The organism is Delftia sp. (assembly GCF_059499305.1).
Map to the genome: position 1 here is coordinate 912,768 of NZ_JCABYI010000030.1, position 24,964 is coordinate 937,731.

Below are 24,964 nucleotides of genomic sequence, written 5' to 3' on the forward strand. Positions count from 1 at the left end.
CGGCCCCTTAGGGGCCGTTTTCTTTTGAGAGTCGAGCCGTGGAAAATACTGAAAAACAGCAAAATAATCAAAAGTACAAAAAACAATTAGCTCTATTCATACAATTTTCTGCCTTATTGCTGCTTTGGCTTCCGAATACACTAACCCCATTTGAACCAACAGAAGCCGGATATATCAGATACTTGGAAGCCATCGGGCTCGGCAGCATTTTTTGGATCATGGTTGCTGCGCTATGCGGGAGCAGCAAGCGCTTATTATTGATCAGCATTCCCTTGGCAATGCTTCTTCCCGTCGAGCTTTGGACGAGAATACACTATGGAACGCCCATCAACGAGCACATTATCGCCCTAGTATGGGAAAGCAACATTGCAGAAAGCACAAACCTGCTTCAAACATATGGTTCAACCATCATTCCACTATGCGTGATATTCATATTATTTTCACTAGCCCTCTGCTCCACGGGAAAGATAAATATATATTGGCATCATAAATCAAGATATTGGTTCATTGCGATATTTTTACCTTTTTTATTTATATTTTCTTGGATAAAACAAGACATAGACCCCCTACACCCTCAAGAGATCACCCCACCATCTTATTTTGATGATGAATTTAAGGGAAGCTGGCTTGCACAGTGGTCAGATGTCTTTCCGATGAATCTTCTCTATTTCGGCGAACGATTCATTGTCCAGCATAAAAAGATGGCTGACGCCAGAAAAACCTTAATTGGAAAATCCCTCGGTGCATGGCAAGATAATTTGCCAAGCTCGCCAGATATTGCGATTGTCGTAATAGGCGAGTCCGCCAGCGCATCTCATTGGGGCATTTTTGGATACTCCAGAGAAACCACTCCAGCACTTCAGAAACGTGATGGCATTGCCTTCTTTTCTGATGTTGTATCACTCTCATCTGCAACACGCACAGCAATACCCGGAGTTCTATCACGACGCCCGCTTCTCACGCCAGGCAACTCCATTGACTGGAATGCAGAGCCATCCTTTTTGAAGGCATTTTCAGAGGTTGAATATTCCACACACTGGATTTCCAACCAAGCCCCTCTTGGGCAACATGACACGTCCATCAGCGTCTACGCCAAGGATGCTTCAGATGTGCGCTTTCTAAATCCGGGCACCTATGCAGGCAGAAGCAATCATGATGAAGTTTTACTTAAACCCCTGGAAGATATTCTGGCACTACCTGGACGCCACATCATCGTGATGCATCTATTAGGCAGTCATTTTGAATACGAGCTGAGATATCCAGAAGAATTCAATAAATTTAAATCGGAAATTTTGTCAAATAAGGATGACGAGATATCAGAAAAACAATCGAATGATATTAATCACTATGACAACAGCATTTTTTACACCGATTATATTCTTGATCAAGTAATAGAACTCACGCAGAAAACAAAGAAAAAAAGCATCATCGCTTACTTTTCCGATCATGGAGTCGATCTTCCACAAGGACGCTGTAAAGCGAAAGGAGCCAGTCGCGTCAGTGAAACATCCTTCCACGTCCCTGCATTTCTGTGGTCTAGTCAAGAATTCCGAGATCAAAATAATGACCAATGGTCTAGAATTCTAAAAAATACCGAGCAACCATATTCAACCAAGGCGGTTTTCTCTACAATTCTAGATTTATCAGGAATTCAAATAAAAGATGGCCTGCCGAACGAGAGTTTTCTAACAACACCTATTAAGGAAAATCGTCGAATCATAGCTGTCAGCAGCGGGAAATTAATCGATTTCGATTTGGCCAAAAAAACAAACCCCTGCCTTTTAGCATCCAACTGAACGCAAAGAATAGATTGAGCTCTGATGAACAGAATAACTTCCTTGAAAATCACAGATATCTCTCTGCTTTTCAGCTTTTTCATCTCTGGATCCAGCGCTTTGATTTATCAAACGTGCTGGCAGCGCAGCCTTTATGGAGTGATTGGTGTGGACATCGATTCCATAACCATCATCGTGTCAATCTTCATGCTCGGCATCGGCATAGGAGGAATGCTGGGCGGGAGGCTGGCTGACAGTTACCCCAAATCCCGTCTGGGCCTTTACATCGCAGCAGAGATATCGATTGCCGCATACGGATTTTTCTCCATATCAATGTTGGCTTGGATAGAATCAATACTAGGTAGCCATACATCAAGCGGCAGCGCAATCAGTGCTTTCTCATGTGTACTCTTTCTCATCTTCCCAACGATCCTGATGGGAATAACTCTTCCCTTGCTAACGATCGTATTCAATGAAAAACTTCAAAACATAGGATTATCCATAGGAAATCTATATTTCTCTAACACACTGGGAGCGGCCGCTGGCGCAGCACTTGTGCCTTTTGCATTACTCCCACGATGGTCTTTGGATCAAGTAATCTTGATTGGAGTAGGCGGCAATATTCTTGTATCAATCCTCGCACTGGCATCGATATACGGCGCGGAATTGAATCGAAAGTCATAAGAAATGAATTACCCTGCACTTCTTTCATTCATATGTGGATTCGCAAGCCTCAGTCTGGAAATTCTATGGGTACGCTTATATAGCTTTGCAAACCAATCAACCCCTGCGGCATTTGGCTTTGTACTCGCAGCCTACCTTTTTGGCATAGCAATAGGAGCACATATTGGCAGCAAAGCATGCCACCAGGGGAAGACAGAAAATAGTATCTGGCTGCTAAGCGTATACGCTCTTTTGCTTTCTGCAGCTTGCACTACTCTACTCCCCAGAACCTTTTCCTACTTAATATCTGAAGGTGTTCACAACCCATCAGTAGACTTAATCACTATTGCGCTGTCGTCATCTATATTGGCATTTATCTTCCCAATTGCTCACCACCTAGGATCAAACAAAAACCGTGAAAAACAGGGCCGTAAACTGGCATTGGTCTATACATCCAATGTATTAGGAGGAGCATTAGGCCCAATAGTCACTGGCTACATACTGCTCGATCATTTCACATTGCAAAAGTGTTTCCAAATAATCGCATTGATCCAGCTATCAGCAGCAGCCTTTTTCCTATCGTTGAAATGCATAAAGAAAGCGCAAACTAAAGCCATTATAATCACTGGTACCGCGGCATTTATTACTATAAACCTGACAATAACAAAGAGCCCTCAAGAATTTATTCAACAACTCTCATCCAATGGCAATCGCGCGACAACCATCATAGAAAACCGACATGGAATCATCACCCTTTTTCAGGGGCAAAAGAATGACGACCTGGTTTTTGGCGGCAATGTATATGATGGAAGAACCAATCTTGATCCCGAGAAAAACACAAACGGATTGCATCGACCATTGCTTTTGAGCGCATTGCATGCAGAACCTAAAAGGGTACTTATGATTGGCCTGTCCATTGGGACATGGCTTGCGTTGATCAATGAATTCGCAGGCGTGGAACTGATTGATGTTATAGAAATAAACCCTGGATATATCCAGGCCGCACATAGTTACCCGTTACAAAATCAAGCAATCAAAGATCCAAGGGTAAACATCATAATAGACGATGCCCGTCGATGGCTGAGAATGCACTCAGATATTAAATATGATCTTGTCGTAATGAATAACACTTGGCATTGGCGCGCCAACTCCAGTCTACTTTTGTCCGAAGAATTCCTGAGGCTGCTGAAGCCGCATATGACACAAAAGTCCATTCTAGCGTTCAACTCTACAGGATCTAACGACACATTCTTTACTGCGAGCAAAGTTTTTAGCCACGCTTACCGTTACGACAACTTTGTCTATGCAGGAAATTACGATTTCCGGGACATGAAATCTTCTCCGCAGGCTCTGGAAGGCTACAAGAAAATTCTGCTAAATGAGCAGCCATTTTTCAAGAAAGATTCAACGACGCCAAAACTTTTTCTCGACCGACCTTTTATTACTATTGAGCAGGCAAAATTCGCTATCGACAGGCCTCTAGAAGTAGTAACTGACAAAAATATGATCACAGAGTTCAAGTATGGAAGAAAACTATATTAAAAACACTGAGTTTAAAAGAATATTTTGGCGAGATAAAATAAAGGCTAGTCTCGTCCATCTATTAGCCAGCATCGCCATCGCTGGGATATTGGCAACCTTACTTCTAACACTGTGGTATCCCTACCCCTACCGCGAAATATCGGGAGGGCGCGAATTACTGACCATTATTACCATAGTCGACGTCGTATTGGGACCTCTCATAACACTGATAATTTTCAACAGAAATAAATCATTCAAAGAGCTATTCTCAGATTTTTGCATTATTGCCACAATGCAAGTATCAGCACTTTCTTTTGGAATTTGGACGGCATATAGTGCGCGCCCCGTATATTTGGTCTTTGAGTATCACCGCTTGGCTGTTGTACATGCGGCAGATATAGATCCAGAAATGCTAAAGCAAGCACCTGAAAAATTCAGGCGCCTTCCTTTGACGGGACCTGCTCTTATTTCATTGCGCCCCTTGCAGGGAGTCGAGGCACTGGACTCCACAATGCTTGCATTAAATGGGATTCCCCAATCTGTACAACCCGGCCTCTGGCAAGAATATTCTCAAGCAAATCCTAAAATTTTAAAAGAGGCAAACTCCATAAAACAACTGAAGGAGAAATTTCCCGGAAAAGTAGAATTAATAAACAAGAAGATACAACAAACAGGACTATCGCAAGAAAAAATACTCTATCTTCCACTAATATCCAGAAAAAATGCATGGACAGCGTTATTGGACTCCAGCACAGCGACTCCGGTAGGTTTTATTGATCTAGACTCCTTTTGACACCAATGACAATCTACTATTCAGCCAAATTCAAGAGAAAATCTGCAGATTTGCCTCCGCGCTTCTCCTTCACCCTCACGCTTCCCATCACCATGCCTTTGTCTACCGCCTTGCACATGTCATAAATCGTGAGCAGGGCCACCTGGACGGCGGTCAGGGCCTCCATTTCGACACCGGTAGGCCCCACCGTTTCCACCGTTGCAATACAAAGGACAGCAGACGCATCTGGCAACAGCTCAAACTCCACCGCCACCCGCGTCAACGCCAGCGGATGGCACAGCGGTATCAGGTCACTGGTCTTCTTGGCAGCCATGATGGCGGCGATGCGCGCGATGCCCAGCACGTCGCCCTTCTTGGCCGTGCCGCTCTGGATGATGGCCAGGGTTTCGGGCTGCATGGTGATGCGGCCCTCGGCGACCGCGATGCGGTGGGTTGCGGGCTTGGCGCCGACATCGACCATGTGGGCCTGGCCCTGGGCATCGAAGTGGGTGAGGGAAGACATGGAAACTCCTGAAAATGCACGGGCCGGTCTACGCCAGTCCCGACACGCTGGTCAGTCCTGCCATGAACGTTCGGCGAACCGAGGCATCATAGTGGGGTGTTCCACCGCCCCGTGACTATGCACGGGCCCGGCCCCTTGGTTCTTACCTGCCCATGCGCCCATCACGCCTGAAGACACGTATCGCCGTTGGCCTGCAGCTGCTGGCGGCCTCTCTCACCATCGCAACGCATGCACCCGCACAGGCCCAGTTGCGCCTGCCCACCTTGGGCGATGGCGCAGCCACGACGACCAGTGACGAGCGGCGCCTGGGTGACCGCATCATCCGCTCGCTGTACCGCGATCCGGACTACATCGACGATGCGGTACTGCAGGAGTATGTGGAAGGCATCTGGCAGCACCTGGTCGATGCGGCGCGCACGCGGGGCGAGCTGTCGGACGAGCTGGAAGAGCGCTTTGCCTGGGAGATCCTGCTGGGGCGGGACCGCTCGGTCAACGCCTTTGCGCTGCCCGGCGGCTATCTGGGAGTGCACCTGGGACTGATCGGAGTGGTCAGCACGCGCGACGAGCTGGCGTCGGTGCTGGCGCATGAGCTGAGCCACGTCACGCAGCGCCACATTGCGCGGCTCATTGCCCAGCAGGGCAAGCAGACGCCGCTGATGATCGGCTCGATGATCCTGGGCGCCCTGGCCGCCAGCCGCAGCCCGGATGCCGCCATGGCGATGATGATGGGCGGCCAGGCGCTGGCCGTGCAGAACCAGCTGAACTTCTCTCGCGACATGGAGCGCGAGGCCGACCGCATGGGTTATGGCTTGATGGCGCCTGCGGGCTTTGCGCCTCAGGGCTTTGTCACCATGTTCGACAAGCTGCAGCAGGCCAATCGGCTCAATGACAACGGCAGCTGGCCCTATCTGCGCAGCCATCCGCTGACCACGGAGCGCATGGCCGACATGCATTCACGCCTGCCGCGCGGCGTTGCGCCCGCGCCCGCCCCTTCCCTGGAACACGTGATGATGGCCGCACGGGCCCGCGTGCTGTCGCGCCCGGGCGTGGACGTGCTGCGCCAGTGGGCCGAGCTGCCCCGCTCCACCAGCTTTGGGAGCCAAACACCGACCCAGCAGGTGGCACAGTTGTATGCCGCCACGCTGAGCGCCGTGCAATTGCGCGATTGGGCCGAGGCGCGGGAAATGTCCGGGCGCCTTCAAGCGGCCACGGCCGCCGATCCCGGCGCCCTGCGGCAGGCCAAGCTGCTGCAGGCCGAACTGGAGCTGACAGCCGGCAAGCCCGGCGCCGCGTTGCAGGCGTTGCCACCGCTCTACCTGCCTGCAGCCGCACCTGCCCAGGCCAGTCCCACGGAATCCGTCCCCGCCAAGACAACGGAAAGCGGCCCCAGTCTGGCCACAGTCAATGTGGTCGAAAGCCGTGCGGTGCGCCGGCCCGAGCTGCTGATGCGCACACAGATCCTGCTGCGCGAGCAGGGCGCCGCCAGCATGGCAGGCCCGCTGCAGACCTGGGTGACGGACCACCCGCGCGATGCCAGCGCCTGGCAACTGCTGGCCCAGGTTCAGCGCTCTCAGGGCCAGGAGCTGCGCGCGCTGCGCGCCGAGGCCGAGGCCCAGGTCGCGCACTACGACTATGCGGCCGCGGTGGATCGCTTCAAGGCAGCGCAGGAACTGGCCCGCAAGGGCGGGCCCAAGGTGGATTTCATTGAAGCCTCCATCGTGGACACGCGGCTGCGTGCCGTGGAGGAGCTGCTAAGGGAACAGGCGCGCGAGAAGTGACTCGATGGCCAGGCCCAGCAGCGAGTAGATGAGCGCGCCCAGCATGGCCGCCCAGAAGCCCGCGACATGAAAGCCGCTGAGCAGGCCCGAGGCTGCCCAGAACATCAGTCCGTTGACCACGAAGAGAAACAGCCCGACCGTCACGATGGTCACGGGCAGCGTCAGCACCACGAGGATGGGCCGCAGCACCGCGTTGAGCAGGCCGATGACCAGCGCCGCGATCATGGCCGAGCTGAAGCTGTTGACCTGCACGCCACCATAGAGATAGGCCACGACCAGCAGGGCACCGGCGCTGAGCAGCCATTTGATCAGGATTTTCATGCGGGCAGCATAGCAGCAGCCGGCAGATCCGGGTTGAGGCGGCGCACTGGGAACCGTGGACCGGAGAACTCCATGAAAAACGGCATCCCGTTTTCCGGGATGCCGTCCTGACAGTGATCGCCTGACCAGAGCAGCCAGGCAGATGCAAGCCTTTAGACCATCGCTTCCTCGAACACCAGGCCCATCAGCGCGCCGATGGCCGCCAGCGTTCCCGGAAGATTCCAGCGCCGACCCAGCGGGGCTGCAGGCGCCACGGCTGGGGCCGTGGCTTCCTGCTTGGGGCGGCGCGCATCGACGATCTGGGCCGCGCCATGCTCCTGCTGGAGCTGGGCCACCAGTTCGGCCAGCGGCCCCTTGGCCAGCACCGGCGTGATTCGGCCTGCACTGTCACCGAACACCGGCAGCAACTGGGCAAACAGCTTGTCGGCCCACTTGCCGCGCCAGCTTTCGCGTGCGCTGTGGCTCACCCATTTGCTGACACGGTGGGTTATGCGCGGTGCGCAGGCCACCAGCAACCAGTGCGAGGACTGGGCCTGCGGCGAGGCGGCCAGGGCCTGGACCAGAGGCAGAGCGTAGGAAGCGTCATCCACGTAGACGATGATGGGGTTCAAAGCAAGTCCTTGTCGAACTGGGTTTGCGGGGTGGGACAGGCGGGCGGTCAAAGCCGCCCTTGCACTGGATTGTCGCGAATCGGCGCGGGAGGCCAGACAGGCCAACCCGGCGCCAACCTCAACTTTTCAGGAAATCAAGCTCCGTGGGCATCCGCCTTGGGAGCAGGACGGCGCGAAGCGATGTACTTGCCCAGTGCCAGCACCAGCAGGGCTCCGAACACGCTGGCACCGTACTTGAGCATGTCGGTCTGGGGCAGCTTGACCATCCAGTCCCACTTCTCCGTATTGGCGAAGACGGGGTCGGTGACCAGCATGCCGCCGGCAATCCAGCCCAGCAGCATGCCGCCGGCCACGATGATGATGGGGAAGCGCTCCATCAGCTTGATCACGAGCTGCGAGCCCCAGACGATGATGGGGATGGAGATCAACAGACCCAGCACGACCAGCAGCAGCTGGTGTTCGCCCGAGCTCTGTGCGGCGCCGGCGATGGCGATCACGTTGTCCACGCTCATCACCAGGTCGGCGACGATGATGGTCTTGATGGCCGCCAGCAGCTTGTCGCTGCCCTGGATGTTGTCATGGCCATCTTCATCAGGCGCAATCAGCTTGATACCGATCCACACCAGCAGCAGTGCGCCGACAAACTTCAGGAAGGGCAGCGCCAGCAGCGTCATCGCGAAGGCGATCAGGATGACGCGCAGGATGATGGCGCCAGCCGTGCCCCAGATGATGCCCTTCTTGCGCTGCGCGGGCGGCAGCTTGCGGCAGGCCAGCGCGATCACGACCGCGTTGTCCCCGCCCAGCAGGATGTCGATGATGATGATTTGGCCCAGGGCCACCCAGAACGGGGCGTGAGTCAGAAAGTCCAAGTCCATAAGGTCCTCGCTGTTGAGTACGGCCGGCGGGAACTCCTCCCTCCTGGAGAAACACCCACCAGCACAGAAAGACCGATGCGACGACACAGCGCCTACCCGGGCAAGGACATGCCTGGCTCAGGGGAGAACACCTTGATCGACCGTCATCAGGTCCATCAAAGGTCTTGCTCGGCTGCGGTATGCACCGCAGCCCGGAAGGCCGGAAGCTTGCGCTTCGTATTGACGACCATTCCGATGCCGGCGCGGTGGCTTTGCAACCACCCCTGCCGGCAGAGAGCTACTCCCCTTCGAACCTGCGGATTGCAACACAAAGCCGCTGCGGCACGCAAGTGAAAAAACCCTTCAATTCCACGGAAAGCACAAGCAACACATCCCGCACTCCTTTTATACATCTGCCCCCAACGCTTCACTATTCATAGCAACCCTGAAGCTGATGGAGTGTTGCAGCAGTGCCCGGCCGAGGACTGGCATGCGCCTTATCATCGCTGTCCCTTCCCCTTGCCCGTCCATGACCGCACTGCACATCACCGATATCGAAGCCGCCATCAACTACTGGCGAGAGCGCCACCCGTCCCCGGATGGTGTGCTGCTGCAGCCCGAAGTACGGGCCCTGGCCGAGGTGTACGCGCTGATGATCTTCTGGCATGAGACCGAAGTGCAGGTTGAGGGCTTTCCCTCGCACGCCATGGCAGCCTGGCTGGCCTGGTACGACACGACCCCCGATACGCCCTGCATCGCCATCTGCTCCACCAGCCAGGGCGACGAGAAATGCAAGGGTTGTGGCCGCAGCTTCGACGAAGTGCAGATGTGGACCGCCATGGAGCCACCACAGAAGCGTGCCGTATGGCGCAGGATCACGACAGAAGGCGACTCCTGGCGCTTTACCCGCTATGCAGAGCGTGCGGCCGAGCGCGCGGACATATCGCGCAAACCCAGCTGATTGCCGTATATCGCACCGAACCAGTGCGATGTTGCAGGCGGCCTAACATCAGTCCCCATGCTGCAGACCGCCGCTTCCAGCCACCGCCGCCCCCGTCCCTGCATGCGCCTCACGGCAAGTGATGCGGGGAGCACGCGCGTGCCAGCCGGCAAGGCCTGGCCTGCCACGGCCGCTCGCCTGCGCGAGCGCGATGCAGCGCGGCTGAACATCGGCCCCAGACAGGCCGCACGGTCTTGATGCGCTGCCCTGCGCGGAACCGGGCAGCGTCGCTTCACTGAATCCGCTCTTCTTGCGCCGCCTTCACCTTGAAACTGAAGGCGGTTGGGTTTTCACGCGTCTGCAGGGCCACAAGGCCTGCCGACAAAGCGAGCTTTGCCGTGACCTGTCTAGCCTTTGCCCCAGCCGGGCCCTCGTTTTCCACCCTCTGGCGCCATCTGCGTGATGCCGTGGCGCATCGCGCCTCGGCCCGCTTGCGGCCGCACCACGTCACCGAACTGCGCATCGACGTGATGCAGCCGCTGGTGGAGGGCGAGCTCGAAGCCATTCATGAGCGCCTGTACCAGCCCGGCAACAAGCTGCACGGCCTGGAGCGACGTCCGCTTCACGATCCGCAGTTCCAGCTGCACTGGCGGGAGGCCGACGGCGAATGGTTTGCCTACGTGGAGGATATGGAGCGGCGCTGCCTGGCCGGCTACACGGTGTTCAATCGCCTGGTCGAAGTGGACAAGCGCACCGACCGCCGCGTGCGCTCGCCCCATTCGCGCTTTGCGCCGGACTACCAGCGGCGCGGCATCGCCAGCGCCGTCTACCGCAGCGTGCTCGATACGGGCACCTGCCTCGTCAGCGGCGCACGCCAGTCGCCGGGTGCCCACGGCCTGTGGAACCATCTGGCGCGCAGGTATGACGGCCGCTATGTGGGCATCACGGAGAGCAAGTCGCTGATCCATCTGGGCTGCAATGTGCCCGACGATGTCATGGACCGGCTGTCCACTCGCCGCATGCTGCTGGGCGCGGGCTGGACGGTGGAGTCCTTCGCCCAGGCCGTCCGGATGCAGTTGCCTGACTGAGACAGTGGCTTGCTTGGGCCAGTGCCCGGCTACTTCCAGCGCAGCGGCTCGATGAAGACCGTGCCTAGATTGCTGCTGAGCGTCAATGCGCCTTCCTGGATGGTGGCCTGCAGTTGCATGCTGCGCTCGGCCAGCTCCGCCAGCGACTGGGAGGTTTCGGAGGGAATCCGCCAGACCTGCAGCTTGTTCAGTCGTGCCAGCTTGCCTTCCAGGCCTTTCCACCAGACTTCCGCCGCATGGTGGAAGGCGTAGAGCACTACGGCATCGGACTTGTTGCATGCCTTGGCGATGGGCTTTTCCTCGGGCTGGCCGACCTCGATCCACAGGCGCTTGGCTCCCGTGAAGTCGGTCAGCGAGACATCGGGGTCCTCGGGATCGGACAGGCCCGCGCCAAAGGCCAGCGTGCCGTCGCCGTTGCACATGTCGCTGAGCTGGTGGGCATTGAGGGCCAGGGCCACAAGGCGCACCATCATGCGCTCGTCCGTTTCGCTGGGATGGCGAGCCAGGGTCAGCGCATGGTCGGCGTAGTAGCCGTGGTCAATGTCGGCGATGGACAGGTTCGCCTTGAAGATGGTGGATTTGAGGGCCATGAGAAAACCAGGGACAGCGCATGGCCATCAGGAGGACAGATGCGCAGGAATATCGAGGGAGGATGAGACAGCCGGCTTGCGTGGCTTGAAGACCAGCGCCTTCTTTTCAACAAGGTGCCAGGACAGCATCGCCAATAGGCCAGCCCCCACAAGACTGCAGGCCAGCGCCGCTCCAAAACCGATCCGGCCTGAAAAGTACCAGACCACTGTCTGTTGAACGGGAAAGGCGTAAATGTACAGGCCGTAAGACAAATCACCAAAGCGACCAGCTTGTCGCAGCAGGGGTGTGCTGGCGGAGCCCAGTATCACCGCGAGCACGGCCATTGCCAGCAAAGGCGCTTGCAGCACCAGGATCAGAGGTCCTTTGGCATGCAGCAGCACGCAGCCGGCCAGCAATAAGGCAAGGGCCAGCATCCGCCGGGAGATCCAGAGATGGCGCCAGCACGCCAGCGTGGCGCCAAGCGAGAACACCATCGCATACTGCAGCGCGAACGACCATTCAGGAATGGGCTCGCCAGGCTCGATGCTGTAACGCCGCCACAGCGCCACCATCAATGCCACAAAGACCAAGGGTGCGGTATAGCGCCAACGCAGCAAGCCCAGAGCGCCCGCCACAGCCAGCATCACATAGCAGCCGACCTCCAGTGGAATGGTCCACAGCGGCCCGTTGACTGCGGCGCGGATCACATTCATCTCGAATACGCCAGGCAGCTCATATCGAATCTGCAGCCAGAGATTGCTGAAATATCCCCAGGTCAGCGGCTGCTCCAGATACACCCTCAAGGGGATCGAACTCACCAGCGGCCCCAGCACCAGGGCACACAGGGCCACAGCCACGGTCAGACCCGGCCATATACGCAGCACCCTGCGAGTAGCGAATCGACCCAGATGGGGATCTGCCAGCCAGGATAGCGTCACCAGATAGCCGCTGATGGCAAAAAAGATGACGACGCCCACGGCCCCAGGCTCGTCGTAAAGCAGCTTTGGGATCGGTAACCCAAGGACCGCGAACTGGTGGCTCCAGATGACCAGCAAGGCTGCCAGCAGCCTGAATGCGTCGAAATTATTGGAGCGCAGGGCAGTCCCAGCCCCTAGGGCCACTTGCACCAACTCAGACGCGGCGCGCCAGCTCAGCCGCCTTGCCCACATAGGAGGCAGGCGTCATGGCCAGCAGGCGGTCCTTGTCGGCCTGGGGGATTTCCAGGCCGTTGATCAGGCGGTGCAGGTCTTCGGCCTGCACGGTCTTGCCGCGCGTGACTTCCTTGAGCTTTTCGTAGGCGCCCTGCACGCCGTAGCGGCGCATCACGGTCTGGATGGGCTCGGCCAGGACTTCCCAGGCGTTGTCCAGGTCTTCCTGCAGGCGCTCTTCGTTGAGTTCGAGCTTGTTCAGGCCGGTCATCAGCGAGCTGTAGGCCAGCGTGGCATAGCCCATGGCCACGCCGATGTTGCGCAGCACGGTCGAATCGGTCAGGTCACGCTGCCAGCGCGAGATGGGCAGCTTTTCGGCCAGGTGCTTGAGCAGGGCGTTGGCCAGGCCCAGGTTGCCTTCGGCATTCTCGAAGTCGATGGGGTTGACCTTGTGCGGCATGGTCGAGGAGCCGATCTCGCCGGCCTTCAGGCGCTGCTTGAAGTAGCCCAGGGACACATAGCCCCAGACATCGCGCGAGAAGTCGATGAGGATGGTGTTGGCGCGCGCGATGGCGTCGAACAGCTCGGCCATGTAGTCATGCGGCTCGATCTGGATCGAGTAGGGCTGGAAGCTCAGGCCCAGACCCTGGGGCTCGGGCGACTCGATCACGTTCTTGCTGAAGGCTTCCCAGTCGAACTCGGGCCAGGCGGAAAGGTGGGCGTTGTAGTTGCCGACGGCGCCGTTCATCTTGGCCAGGAGCTTGACCTCGGCGATGCGGGCAGAGGCCTTTTCCAGGCGCACCAGCACGTTGGCGATTTCCTTGCCCACGGTGGTGGGGCTGGCGGTCTGGCCGTGCGTGCGGCTGAGCATGGGCACGGCAGCATAGGCATGGGCCATCTCGCGCAGCTTGGCCGTGATGCCGGAGATTGCGGGCAGCAGCACGCTGTCGCGGCCGGCACGCAGTTGCAGCGCGTGGCTGGTGTTGTTGATGTCTTCGCTGGTGCATGCAAAGTGCACGAATTCGGCGGCCTTGAGCAGCTCGGGACGGCCGTCGAACTTGCCCTTGATCCAGTACTCCACGGCCTTGACGTCGTGGTTGGTGGTCTTTTCGATGTCCTTGATGGCCACGGCATCGGCCTCGGAGAAGTTCTTCACCAGGTCCTGCAGATAGACGCGCGCGCCTTCGGACAGGGGTTTGAACTCGGCAAAGCCGGCATCCGACAGGGCGATGAACCAGGTCACCTCCACCTGCACGCGGCGGTGCATGTATCCCATCTCGCTCATGATCGGGCGCAGAGGAGACAGTTTGGCGGCGTAGCGGCCGTCGAGCGGGGACAGGGCGGAGATGTGCGGCAGATTCATGGGCCGTGATTGTAGGTGCGCGCGGCAAAAACGGGGGCCGAGGGGGAGATCGCCGGGCAGCGCATAGAATCTGCTGCCCGCCCATGGGCCGCCTCTTCGCCACGGAAAATTGCCATGAAACTGATAGGTTCCTCCACCAGCGCCTACGTACGCAAGGTACGCGTCGTACTGGCAGAGAAAAGGCTCGACTATCAGTTCGTCGAGGAAAACCCCTGGAGCCGCGAGCTGTCGCCCGGCACCGGCAACCCGCTGGGCAAGGTGCCGCGCCTGGTCATGGACGGCAGCGATGCCATGTTCGACTCGCGCGTGATCGTCGAATATCTGGACACACTTTCCCCGGTAGGCAAGCTGATTCCCGGCACGGGGCGCGAGCGCGCCGAGATCAAGACCTGGGAAGCACTGGCCGATGGCCTGCTGGATGCCGGGGCGCTGGCCCGCCTCGAAGCCACCTGGGATGGCCGCAGCGAAGAACAGCGCTGCCAGGCCTGGATAGACCGCCAGCTTGCCAAGGTGCGGGCTGCACTGAACGTGATGTCCCAGGGGCTGGGCGACAAGCCGTATTGCTGCGGCATCCACTTCACCCTGGCCGACGTGTGCGTGGGCTGCGCCCTGGGCTGGCTGGACTTTCGCTTTCCCGAGCTGGACTGGCGCGCCGACCACCCCAATCTGGCCGCACTGCAGGCCAAGCTGGCCGAGCGTGCCAGTTTTGCAGCCACGCGCCCTCCCCAGCCCTGACGCCGCACCAGCCCGGGAATGCAAAAAGGCCACCCGATGGGTGGCCTTTTTGCTGGCATAAAAAAGTTGCGAAGCATCCCGAAACGAATAAAGAGAGGGAGGGAGGAGAAGCGCTTCGGGCGGAACAGTTCAGGACTGTGGCCCCAGAGGCTTCGCAACGTGAAATTCGGTCTGGGTACTCTCTCTCAACAAGCTGTTCAATAGATGAGCTACTTTTGCAGAAGTTCCAGGGGTCGTGGGCAGGAAAAATGTAACATTTTGAGGATGCCCGCGATCCTGCTGTAGGCCAATTTCCACGGATGCTGAAGTGAAGGCGTTCGCAGCCGCAAGCCGCCTTCTTTGCTTCACATCGTCAAGCCGCAACGGCGTTGGCGAAAACCGCATCCCACAAGGCCTTGACGGGCGCACTCAGCGGCTCGGCCTGCCCTGGCACCAGCTGTGCCGAGCGCTCATCCAGCCGTGCCACGTGCTGCAGGCGGCGCAGCTCGCGGTAGGCCCGGGCCGCCTGCTGGCCTACGCCGGCCGGGATCAATCCTGCCTGTTCGGCGCGCTGCAGCAACGCGATATTGCCGAGGTTGGCCATCAGTTCCGGGTGCGAGGCCGATTGCGAGAGCACGAGGTACTGGACCGCGAATTCCACATCGACCATGCCGCCCGGGCTGTGCTTGACATCGAACAGGCCGCCGCGCACCGGATGGGCGCCGCGCACGCGTTCGCGCATGGCGACGATTTCGTCGCGCAGCGCCGAGGGGTCGCGAGGCGCGGTGATCACAGCCTCGCGCACGGCATCGAAGCGGGCCTGCAGATCGTCACTGCCCAGCACGAAGCGCGCCCGCGTCATGGCCTGGTGCTCCCAGGTCCACGCCGTGTTGCTGCCGCGCTGCTGCTGGTAGTTGGCATAGGAGGCGAAGCTGGTCACCAGCAGGCCCGAGTTGCCGTTGGGGCGCAGCGCGGTGTCGATCTCGAACAGGTCGCCCTCGCCCGTCTTGACGGCCAGCCAGTTGATGAGCTTGCGCACAAAGGCGGCATAGATCTCGGAGGCGTGCTCGTCTTCGTCATCGAAGACGAAGACGATGTCCAGGTCGCTGCCGTAGCCCAGCTCCTTTCCGCCCAGCTTGCCGTAGCCGATGATGGCGAACTGCGGCGACTCGCGGTGGCGGTTCTTGAGCCGGCTCCAGCACCAGCTGGCCGTCACCCGCAGCACGCAGTCGGCCAGTGCGCTGAGATCGTCCGCCACCTGCTCGACCGTGATGCGGCCTTCGATATCGCGCGCCAGCGTGCGAAAGACCTCGGCATGGTGGGCGCGGCGCAGCAGGTTCAGCAGGGTTTCGTCATCGTCCTCGCCCGTGGCCTGCAGCGCGGCCAGGCGCAGGGCCAGCTCATGCTCGAAGTCCATGGGCGAGAAACGCTCGCCCAGCATGGCTTCGTTGGCCAGCTCGTCGATCACGCCCGGGTGCTGCTGCAGGTAGCGCGCGGGCCAGCGTGCCGCGCCCAGCAGGTCCAGCAGCCGCTCGTGCACGGCGGGGCGCTCCAGCAGCAGGGCCAGATAGCTTTCACGGCGCAGCAGCGGCTCCAGCCAGTTCAGAAAGCGCAGCGCGGCGTCTTCGGGCACGCTGCGCTCGGCCACCCATTGCGCCGTGCGCTGCACGAGTCGAAACAGCCGGCCGCGCGCCTCGTCGCGCAGGTTGGCGATGCGGGCATTGCCGCGCCAGTCGGCCACATGGGCGGCCAGGGCTGGCGGCAACTGCTCCATGAGGCCGTCTATCTCGCGCGGCGTGCCCTGGGCGGGGCTGCGCGCGCCGTTGCAACGGCCCGAGCCGCACTGGGGCTGGGCCGAGCCGCCCAGCAGGGTGTCGAATTCCTCGGCCACCTTTTCACGATGGGCATCGAGCTGGTGCAAAAAGGCGCAGGCATCGGCAAAGCCCATGGTGCGCGCAATCCATTCCAGGTCATCGTCGCGCGTGGGCAGCACATGGGTCTGCTGGTCGTCCAGGTACTGGATACGGTGCTCGACACGGCGCAAAAAGGTGTAGGCCGAGCCCAGGGCGTCGGCCACTTCCTGGCTCATGAGGCCGGCGCGCGCCAGGCGGCCCAGCGCCTCCAGCGTGGGGCGGCAGCGCAGTTCGGGGAACTGGCCGCCACGCACCACCTGCAGCAGCTGCACGGTGAATTCGATCTCGCGGATGCCGCCGCGCGAGAGCTTGACGTCATTGGAGCGGCCCGGATGGCCCGCGCTGCGCCGCGCCGCATGCTCGCGGATCTGGCGGTGCAGCGAGCGCAGCGCATCAAAGACCGCGTAGTCCAGGTAGCGGCGAAAGACAAAGGGCAGGACCACGGCACGCAGCGCCTGCACCTGCTGGGAGCGCACGCAGTCCATGGGCGCCACGACGCGGCTCTTGAGCCAGGCAAAGCGCTCCCACTCGCGTCCATGGGTCTGCAGATACTCCTCCAGCGAGGCCAGCGAGACGGCCGAAGGCCCCGAGTTCCCGTTGGGACGCAGCGCCAGGTCCACGCGGAAGACAAAGCCGTGCTCGGTGGTGTCGCCGATCAGGCCGTAGATGCCCTTGACCACGCGCGCGAAGTACTCGTGGTTGGAGATCACCCCGCGCCCATCGGGCAGGCCGGCGGTGTCGCCGTCCTGCTCGTAGACGTAGATCAGGTCGATGTCGCTGGAGACGTTGAGCTCGCGTGCGCCCAGCTTGCCCATGCCGATGATCCACAGCTGCACTGGCCGGCCGTCGGGGCCTTGAGGCGCACCATGGCGCGCGTCGAGCTCGGCGCGCGCCTGGATGCAGGCGCGCTCCAGCGCCAGCTCGGCCAGCTCGGTCACGGAGCGCGTGACCACGGCCAGCGGCGCCTGCTGCTCGCAGTCGAGCACCATGGTGCGCTCCATGACCAGCTGGCGCAGCACACGCAGCGCAGCCGACAGGTCCAGGCCACGCTCCAGCAGTGCCGCCAGGGCCTGCTCCATGGACGCGCGCTCGGGCGGACCCGGCGGCAAAAGGCTCAGCTCGTCGCCATAGCGACGGTGCAGCCGTTGGTGAAAACGGGAATAGGCGGCCTGTGCGGGGACATTCAAGGCCGTACCTGCCATTGCGTGAACTGAGGATTGCATACGGAACGCGAAAGAAGCGGCCACTCACGCGCAGAGGGATTGCAGCAACCCTTGGTTACCGCCCAGGCCCTGAGGGCGCCGGTCATAATTCCCGTCATAGCTGATGCCGCCGATGATCGAACCGAAACCGCACCCCACACGCCTGACCCGTTGGATGGCCGGCCTTGCGCGGTGGTCACTGGGGCTGGTCCTGGCCTTCTGGCTGGTCCTCGCCTCCGTGTGGGGGGTGCTCCATGGCTGGATTGTGCCGCGAATCGGCGAATGGCGTCCTCAGCTGGAATCCCTGGCCTCACGCACGCTGGGCCTACCGGTTCGCATAGGCAGCATCACGGCCCGCAGCGAGGGATTGGTCCCCCGCTTCGAGCTGGGCGACGTGGTGGTGCAAGACCCCGAACATTCGGCAGACGCCCTGCGCCTGCCCAGCGTGGTGGTCGCCGTTTCGGCACGCTCGCTGATGCGCCTGGGCGTGGAACAGATCTACATAGACCGTCCTGAACTCGTGGTGCGCCGCGCGGCCGATGGCCGAGTCTTCGTGGCCGGCATCGAGATCAGCCCTTCGGCCGGCGGGGACAATGCCGCCGCCGACTGGCTGTTTTCGCAGACCGAACTGGCGCTGCGCGGCGGCAGCCTGCTGTGGTTGGACGAACTGCGCCAGGCTCCGCCGCTGGCCTTGCGCGATGTGGACCTGGTGCTGCGCAACAAGGGCTGGGGCCACGGACTGCGCCTGGATGCCACGCCGCCCGAAGGCTGGGGCGAGCGCTTCATGCTGACCGGCCTGTTCCGCGAGCCGCTGCTGTCCACGCACGAGGGCAACTGGCGCCGCTGGAGCGGCCAGGCCCATGCGATGTTCACGCGGATCGACCTGTCCCAGCTCGGCCAGTACATAGACACCTCTGGCTTGCGCCTGCAGCAGGGCCGGGGCGCGCTGCGCGCCTGGATAGACCTGCGCCAGGGCCAGCCCGTGGGCGCCATGGCCGACGTGGCCGTGAACGCGCTGCAGCTGCAGTGGCGCGAAGACCTGCAGCCGCTGAAGCTGCAGGCCCTGACGGGCAGGCTGAGCGTGCAACACCAGGACGGCTGGCGCTTCGCTGCGCAGAACCTGGAATTTTCCACGGGCGACGGCCTGCACTGGCCGGCTGGCAATCTGCGCGCGCGCTACAACCCCGCCGGCGCCAGCACGCAGGGGGCGCTGGGTGAGCACGGCGAGTTCCAGGCCGATGGCATTGACCTGGCCATCCTCGCCCAGCTGGGCCAGCGCCTGCCGCTTCCAGAGCAGGTGCAGCAGCACCTGGCCGATCTGGCACCGGCCGGCCGCCTGCACCAGTTCCAGGGAAGCTGGCGCGGCCCGCTGGAGTCCTTGCAGCAGTACAAGGCCAGTGGCGAACTGCAGCAACTGTCGATCAACGGCGTGGCATCGTCCGAAGGCCCCGCGGCGCCGGGCATGCCCGGCCTCAAGGGCCTGAACGCGCGCTTCTCGCTGGACCAGGACGGCGGCCAGGCCCAGCTGGAGATGGAGGGCACAGAGCAGCGGCCGGCGTCGCTGTCGTTCCCCGGCGTGTTCGAGGAGCCCGAGATCCCGCTGCACCGCCTGCAGGCCAGCCTGCGCTGGCAACTGCGCGGCCAGGCCATCAGCGTGCAGGTGCCCAGCCTGCGCTTTGCCAATGACGACACCGAAGGCGAGGCCCGCGCGCAATGGCATACCGGCGACGGCAGCGACAGGCAGCCGCGCTTTCCCGGCGTGCTGGACCTGCAGGGCCAGCTGCGCAACGCCGACGGCACGCGCGTGCACCGCTACCTGCCGCTGGAGATTCCCGCCGACGCGCGCCACTATGTGCGCGAGGCCATACACGCCGGGCGCGCGAGCACGGTGAACTTCAAGGTGCGCGGCAACCTGGACCACGTACCCGCCGACAAGCCCAGCCAGGGCGAGTTCCACATCGCGGCCAAGCTGCATGACGTGCACTATGAATATGTGCCGCCCCATCTGCTCACGCATGGCGAGGCGCCCTGGCCGGCCCTGGTCGATCTGTCCGGCGAGCTGGTGTTTGACCGCTCCTCCATGGCCGTGCGCAATGCGCGCGGCCAGTTCGCCGGCTATCCGCAGCTGCAGATGCGCGACATCCAGGCCAGCATTCCCAACCTGGCCCACACCGAGGTGGCCGTCACCGCCAAGGGCCAGGGCCCGCTGGCCGACATGCTGGGGGTGGTCAAGACCTCGGCCCTGTCGGCGCTGACCGGGCACGTGCTGGACGGCAGCGAGGCCACGGGCGCCGCGCAACTGGCCCTGCAACTGCAATTGCCCATCGACCATCTGGACCGCAGCAAGGTGTCCGGGCTGGTCACGCTGGCGGGCAACTCGCTGCAGCTCGATGACGAGACACCGCACCTGAGCCAGCTGCGTGGCGCCGTCAAATTCTCCGACACCGGCTTCTCGCTGGTCGGCTTGCAGGCGCGGGCCCTGGGCGGTGAGCTGCGTGCCGATGGCGGCATGCAGGCGCTGGCGCGCAATGCGCCAGCCACCGAATCGTCCGTCAAGGTGCGGGTGCAGGGCACGGCCACGGCACAGGGGCTGCGCGATGCCAGGGAACTGGGCTGGGTGGCCGACCTGGCCCGCCATGCCGAGGGCCAGTCGCCCTATTCCCTGCTGCTGAAGGTGCGCCGTGGCACGCCCGAAATCCAGGTCCAGTCCAGCCTGCAGGGCATGCGCATCAACCTGCCGGCTCCGCTGGGCAAGGCCGCCGAGTCCATCCAGCCGTTGGCCGTGAGCCACCAGCTCGCGCCCGCCAGCTTCGCCGCGCCCGATGCCCCGCTGCGCGACCAGATCAGCGTGCAACTGGGCGACACGGGCTCGGTCTTCTATGAGCGCGACATCAGTGGCAAGCACAGCCGCGTGCTGCACGGCAGCATCCTCATCGGCCAGGAAGCGGTCACGGCCCCCACTTCGGGCCAGGGCGTGCAGGCCCATGTGCAGTTGCCGCTCTTCAATATCGACGACTGGCTGGCGCTGGCGCCGCAGTCCAACGGCACCATGCCAGAGCCCGCCGACGCCGCCACGGACCCTGCGCGCGAATACCTTCCCAATCGGCTGAGCCTGCGCGTCAAGCAGCTGCAGGCCAAGGGGCGGCAGCTGCACGATGTGGTGGCGGGCATTTCGCGCGATGGCGGCTCGTGGCACAGCAACCTCACCTCCCAGGAGCTGGATGGCTATGTGGGCTTTCGCGAAGGCACGGACGCCCAGCCCGAAGGGCAACTGGTCGCCCGGCTGTCCCGCCTGACGGTGCCGGAGGCCAAGTCCGAACGCGTGGACGCCCTGTTCAACGAAGGGCCGCGCCAGCTGCCGGCGCTGCAGATCGTGGTGGACGACATGCACCTGTCGGGCCACGCGCTGGGCCGCCTGGAGGTCGAGGCCCGCAACCGCCCCGTGCCCGGCAACGCGGCGGCGCGCGAATGGCAGCTGTCGCGCTTCAACATTTCCACGCCCGAGGCCACGCTGACGGCCAACGGCCAGTGGCGCCTGCCCCAGGGGCAGTCCGAGCATCCGGGGCGCAGCCAGCTGCAGTTCCAGCTGGACCTGCGCGACGTGGGCAAGCTGCTCACGCGCTTTGACATGCCCGGCGTGGTGGGCAATGGCAAGGGGAGCCTGCAGGGCTCGGCGGGATGGACGGGCTCGCCCATCACGCCCGATTTCCGCAGCCTCTCGGGCTCCATGCACCTGGATGTGCAGACCGGCCAGTTCCTCAAGGCCGAACCGGGCCTGGCCAAGCTGCTGAGCGTGCTCAGCCTGCAGGCGCTGCCACGCCGGCTGACGCTGGATTTCCGCGATGTCTTCAGCAACGGCTTTGCCTTCGACTTCATGCGCGGTGATGTGCAGATCACCGATGGCGTGGCGCGCACCAACAACATGCAGATGAAGGGCGTCAACGCCGCCGTGCTGATGGAAGGCACGGCAGACCTGGTCCAGGAGACGCAGAATCTGCACGTGGTGGTGGTGCCAGAGATCAACGCGATGACCGCCTCCCTGGTGGCCACGGCCATCAACCCCGTGATCGGCCTGGGCAGCTTTCTGGCGCAGGTGCTGCTGCGGGGCCCGCTGATTGCGGCAGCCACCAAGGAATTCCGCATCGACGGCAGCTGGGATGATCCCCAGGTCACTGCCTTGCCGCGCCGCCGGGCCGCAACGCCCTCTGACGCACCGTCGCGCACGCCCTCCACCGCCACCGAGTCAGCCCCTTCAGGAGAGAACCCATGAAAATCGCAGCCCTGCAAATGGTGTCGGAACCCGATGTGCGCGCCAACCTCGACCAGGCCATGGCCCTGCTGCGCCAGGCGCGCGAGCAGGGCGCCGAACTCGCGGCCCTGCCCGAATACTTCTGTGCCATGGGCCTGCGCGATACCGACAAGCTGGCCTATCGCGAGAGCTTCGGCCAAGGCCCCATCCAGGACTTCCTGGGCCGCGCCGCGCGCGAGCTGCAGCTGTGGATCGTCGGCGGCACCCTGCCTCTGGTGGCCGATGACGATGCCCACGTGCTCAACAGCTCGCTGGTGTTCTCGCCCCAGGGCGAATGCGTGGCGCGCTACGACAAGATCCACCTGTTCCACTACGACAACGGCCGCGAGCGCTACACGGAGGCCGCCGTGGTCCAGGCCGGCCACACGCCCGTGACCTGCGACATCACCTCGCGCGAGGGCGAGTCCTGGCGCCTGGGCCTGAGCGTGTGCTACGACCTGCGCTTTCCCGAGCTGTACCGCCGACTGGCCGAGCAGGGTGCCGACCTGCTGCTGGTGCCCGCCGCCTTCACCCACATCACGGGCCTGGCCCACTGGGAGGTGCTGCTGCGCGCCCGCGCCATCGAAAACCAGGCCTACCTGCTGGCGCCCGCCCAGGGCGGCCACCATGAGAACGGCCGCCGCACCTGGGGCCACAGCCTGCTGGCCGACCCCTGGGGCATGGTGCTGGCGCAGCAGGCCGAGGGTGCCGGTGTGGTGCTGGGCGAGATCAAGCGCGAGCGCCTGGCGCATGTGCGCCGCCAGTTGCCGGCCCTGGAGCACCGCGTCCTGTGAATCCGCTGCACCTGTCCACGCCCGCCCCTGCCGAAGGCCGCTGGCCCTGGCGCCGCTGGCGCACTGCCTGGCGGCGCTGGTCGCTGTGGAGCCTGCTGGTCGCTTTGGTGGCCAGCATGCTCATCACCATGGTCTGGCTGGCCGGACGCTATGAGGCCTCCCAGGTCCAGGACAAGCTGGAGCGCGACACCGCCAATGCCGTGGCCGACATACGCGCCGCCCTCAACCGCAACCTGCAGGACCTGCAGGCGCTGAACGCGCCCGACAACGACCCTGCCGAGTGGAAGACCCGCGCCGCCGAGCTGCTGCAGGTGCGCCGCGAGCTGATGCGCATCGAATGGCGCGATGCGGGCCTGCAGATCCGCTCCCATGCCGAGACGCCCTACCGCAACGTGCAGTGGGAAGACCAGCTGCGCACGCAAAACACCCATCCGGAGGCCGTGCTGACCTGCACCCACGCGCGCCGCCTCAACGGCCCGGCCTACTCGCCCAGCTACTTCCAGCTGCTGGCCGAAGGCCTGGGCACGGAGATGATGGAGGTCTGCCTGCCATTGACGCAAAGCGGCCACATCATCGGCTTTGTCATCGGCACCTACAGCCTGCAAAGCCTGCTGATCACCCAGGTCAGCAAGAACCTGCCGCGCACCCAGGAAGTGTCCTTCACCGAGCCGGACGGCACGCGCCTGGCCCTGCTGGGCGCCTCCTGGCGCGGCACGCGCATGTTCACGGCGCAGCAGCTGCTGGACCTGCCGGGCAGCACCCTGGTGCTGCGCATGGACAGCTGGCACCGCGCGCCCAGCGTATTCCCCAACGTGCTCACGGCCCTGGTGACGCTGATGTCCATCGCCCTGGTGTCCGTGGTCGCCGTGCTGGTGCGCGACAACCGCCGACGCCTGCGCGCCGAGCGCGATCTGGGCGATGCGCTGGCCTTTCGCAAGGCCATGGAGGACTCGCTGGTCACGGGCCTGCGCGCGCGCGATCTGCAGGGCCGCATCAGCTATGTGAACCCGGCCTTCTGCAGCATGGTGGGCTTCACGGCCGAGGAACTGCTGGGACTGAGCATTGCGCCCTACTGGCCGCCCGAGCGCGCCGAGATCTACGCGCGCCGGCGCGACAGCCGCCTGTCCGGCAACGCCCCGCCGCCGCGCGAGGGCCATGAAAGCATCTTCATGCGCAAGGACGGAACGCGCTTTCCGGTGTTGATCTTCGAGGCGCCGCTGATCAATGCCCAGGGCCAGCACACCGGCTGGATGAGTGCCTTCATCGACATCAGCGAGCAAAAGCGCATGGAAGAGATCTCACGCGCCTCGCAGGAGCGCCTGCAGGCCACGGCCCGCCTGGCCACGGTGGGCGAGATGGCCTCGCTGCTGAGCCATGAACTCACCCAGCCGCTGGTGGCCATCTCCAGCTACGCCACGGGATCGCTGAACATGCTGGGGAGCGACGATGGCACGGGCACGGGCACGGGCACAGGTGCAGGTGCGGGCAGCGCCATCTCGGACCATGAAGCCCGGCTGCGCCAGCAACTGCAGGACCTGCGCATGGCCATGGAGCGCATCAGCTTCCAGGCCGACCGCGCAGGCCGCGTGATCAAGAGCGTGCGCGATTTCGTGCGGCGGCGCGACCAGTCCCGCGAAGTCATAGGCGCCGCCGAACTCATAGACGCCGTGCTGCCGCTGATCAGCCTGCAGGCACGCAACCTGGGCGTGCGCGTGACCACCGACATCGAGCCCGGCCTCCCGCCCGTGCTGTGCGATCCGACCATGATCGAGCAGGTGCTGCTCAACCTGGCGCGCAACGGCATGCAGGCCATGGACTCGCCCGAGACCATGGAGCGCGAGCTGCAGCTGCGCGTGCGCCGTGCGGCCGCCAGCACGCGCCGCAGCTGGGTGGAGTTCGCCGTCATCGACTGCGGCACCGGCATTCCCCAGCATGTGGCGGAGCAACTGTTCACGCCCTTTTTCACCACGCGCAACGAGGGCATGGGCCTGGGCCTGAGCCTGTGCCGTACCGTGGTCGAGCAGCATGGCGGCCACCTGCAGCACAGCCCCCACAGCCCGCGCGGGACCGTCTTCGCCTTCACGCTGCCGGCGCACAGCCCTGCGCAGGTGCAGGCATAGATGGCA

19 protein-coding genes are annotated in these 24,964 nt (G+C 62.1%); 11 read left to right on the plus strand and 8 right to left on the minus strand.

The window, feature by feature from the left end:
- The first annotated feature begins 38 nt into the window (after positions 1–38).
- The 4 genes from AC5I49_RS20795 to tfpZ are packed head-to-tail and all read left to right on the plus strand — an operon-like array spanning position 39 to position 4,752.
- Entirely contained in the window at positions 39–1,796 is a 1,758-nt protein-coding gene (locus tag AC5I49_RS20795; protein WP_495789823.1) for a phosphoethanolamine transferase, read from the plus strand.
- Between the two features lie 42 nt (positions 1,797–1,838).
- Complete coding sequence (locus tag AC5I49_RS20800; protein WP_495789824.1) at positions 1,839–2,459, plus strand: fused MFS/spermidine synthase; 621 nt, start codon at positions 1,839–1,841, stop codon at positions 2,457–2,459.
- Positions 2,460–2,462: 3 nt separating this feature from the next.
- Positions 2,463–3,980: a spermine/spermidine synthase domain-containing protein gene (locus AC5I49_RS20805; protein WP_495789825.1), complete on the plus strand. Its 1,518-nt coding sequence runs from the start codon at positions 2,463–2,465 to the stop codon at positions 3,978–3,980.
- Complete coding sequence (gene tfpZ, locus AC5I49_RS20810; RefSeq protein WP_495789826.1) at positions 3,961–4,752, plus strand: TfpX/TfpZ family type IV pilin accessory protein; 792 nt, start codon at positions 3,961–3,963, stop codon at positions 4,750–4,752. The genes AC5I49_RS20805 and tfpZ overlap by 20 nt, the downstream gene beginning before the upstream one ends.
- Positions 4,753–4,768: 16 nt before the next feature.
- Here the strand turns inward: tfpZ and moaC are convergent, their stop codons facing one another.
- Positions 4,769–5,254, minus strand: a complete 486-nt coding sequence (gene moaC, locus AC5I49_RS20815; protein WP_495789827.1) for a cyclic pyranopterin monophosphate synthase MoaC — start codon at positions 5,252–5,254, stop codon at positions 4,769–4,771.
- Between the two features lie 152 nt (positions 5,255–5,406).
- Here moaC and AC5I49_RS20820 point away from each other — a divergent pair, with 152 nt between their 5' ends.
- Positions 5,407–7,032 (plus strand): M48 family metalloprotease, encoded by a 1,626-nt coding sequence (locus AC5I49_RS20820; protein ID WP_061288745.1) that lies wholly within the window; start codon positions 5,407–5,409, stop codon positions 7,030–7,032.
- On the opposite strand, the gene AC5I49_RS20825 is transcribed toward AC5I49_RS20820, so the two are convergent.
- From AC5I49_RS20825 to AC5I49_RS20835, 3 genes are all read right to left on the minus strand, one after another.
- Positions 7,006–7,353: a phage holin family protein gene (locus tag AC5I49_RS20825; protein ID WP_012202791.1), complete on the minus strand. Its 348-nt coding sequence runs from the start codon at positions 7,351–7,353 to the stop codon at positions 7,006–7,008. The two genes, AC5I49_RS20820 and AC5I49_RS20825, sit on opposite strands and share 27 nt — an antisense overlap.
- Before the next feature lie 152 nt (positions 7,354–7,505).
- A complete protein-coding gene (locus AC5I49_RS20830; protein WP_016449386.1) occupies positions 7,506–7,964 on the minus strand; it encodes a hypothetical protein in 459 nt (152 codons plus the stop codon).
- 134 nt (positions 7,965–8,098) lie between these two features.
- Complete coding sequence (locus AC5I49_RS20835) at positions 8,099–8,839, minus strand: TerC family protein (protein WP_016449385.1); 741 nt, start codon at positions 8,837–8,839, stop codon at positions 8,099–8,101.
- A gap of 508 nt (positions 8,840–9,347) precedes the next feature.
- Here AC5I49_RS20835 and AC5I49_RS20840 point away from each other — a divergent pair.
- Both AC5I49_RS20840 and AC5I49_RS20845 read left to right on the plus strand, forming a co-directional pair.
- Positions 9,348–9,779 carry a DUF3717 domain-containing protein gene (locus tag AC5I49_RS20840; protein WP_047474569.1) on the plus strand — a complete coding sequence of 144 codons (432 nt, stop codon included), beginning with the start codon at positions 9,348–9,350 and terminating at the stop codon, positions 9,777–9,779.
- Between the two features lie 377 nt (positions 9,780–10,156).
- Positions 10,157–10,846: an N-acetyltransferase gene (locus tag AC5I49_RS20845; RefSeq protein WP_495789828.1), complete on the plus strand. Its 690-nt coding sequence runs from the start codon at positions 10,157–10,159 to the stop codon at positions 10,844–10,846.
- Between the two features lie 29 nt (positions 10,847–10,875).
- Here AC5I49_RS20845 and AC5I49_RS20850 read toward each other — a convergent pair whose 3' ends face one another.
- From AC5I49_RS20850 to purB, 3 genes are read right to left on the minus strand one after another with little or no spacing between them, the layout of a single operon-like run.
- Positions 10,876–11,436 carry a YaeQ family protein gene (locus tag AC5I49_RS20850; RefSeq protein ID WP_017404069.1) on the minus strand — a complete coding sequence of 187 codons (561 nt, stop codon included), beginning with the start codon at positions 11,434–11,436 and terminating at the stop codon, positions 10,876–10,878.
- A 27-nt stretch (positions 11,437–11,463) separates the two neighbouring features.
- Positions 11,464–12,585 (minus strand): acyltransferase family protein, encoded by a 1,122-nt coding sequence (locus tag AC5I49_RS20855; RefSeq protein WP_047328053.1) that lies wholly within the window; start codon positions 12,583–12,585, stop codon positions 11,464–11,466.
- Positions 12,548–13,927, minus strand: coding sequence for an adenylosuccinate lyase (gene purB / locus AC5I49_RS20860; RefSeq protein WP_016449379.1), 1,380 nt, complete (start codon positions 13,925–13,927; stop codon positions 12,548–12,550). Before purB ends, AC5I49_RS20855 begins: the two co-directional genes overlap by 38 nt.
- A 114-nt stretch (positions 13,928–14,041) precedes the next feature.
- On the opposite strand from purB, the gene AC5I49_RS20865 reads away from it, so the two are divergent.
- Positions 14,042–14,662 (plus strand): glutathione S-transferase family protein, encoded by a 621-nt coding sequence (locus tag AC5I49_RS20865; protein ID WP_016449378.1) that lies wholly within the window; start codon positions 14,042–14,044, stop codon positions 14,660–14,662.
- Between the two features lie 352 nt (positions 14,663–15,014).
- On the opposite strand, the gene glnE is transcribed toward AC5I49_RS20865, so the two are convergent.
- Positions 15,015–17,756 carry a bifunctional [glutamate--ammonia ligase]-adenylyl-L-tyrosine phosphorylase/[glutamate--ammonia-ligase] adenylyltransferase gene (gene glnE / locus AC5I49_RS20870; RefSeq protein ID WP_473043195.1) on the minus strand — a complete coding sequence of 914 codons (2,742 nt, stop codon included), beginning with the start codon at positions 17,754–17,756 and terminating at the stop codon, positions 15,015–15,017.
- Positions 17,757–17,889: 133 nt separating this feature from the next.
- Between glnE and AC5I49_RS20875 the strand changes: the two genes are divergently transcribed.
- From AC5I49_RS20875 to AC5I49_RS20885, 3 genes are read left to right on the plus strand one after another with little or no spacing between them, the layout of a single operon-like run.
- Positions 17,890–22,026: a YhdP family protein gene (locus AC5I49_RS20875; RefSeq protein ID WP_495789829.1), complete on the plus strand. Its 4,137-nt coding sequence runs from the start codon at positions 17,890–17,892 to the stop codon at positions 22,024–22,026.
- Positions 22,023–22,838: a carbon-nitrogen hydrolase family protein gene (locus AC5I49_RS20880; protein ID WP_016454246.1), complete on the plus strand. Its 816-nt coding sequence runs from the start codon at positions 22,023–22,025 to the stop codon at positions 22,836–22,838. Before AC5I49_RS20875 ends, AC5I49_RS20880 begins: the two co-directional genes overlap by 4 nt.
- Positions 22,835–24,958 (plus strand): two-component system sensor histidine kinase NtrB, encoded by a 2,124-nt coding sequence (locus AC5I49_RS20885; protein WP_495789830.1) that lies wholly within the window; start codon positions 22,835–22,837, stop codon positions 24,956–24,958. Before AC5I49_RS20880 ends, AC5I49_RS20885 begins: the two co-directional genes overlap by 4 nt.
- Positions 24,959–24,964: the final 6 nt, after the last annotated feature.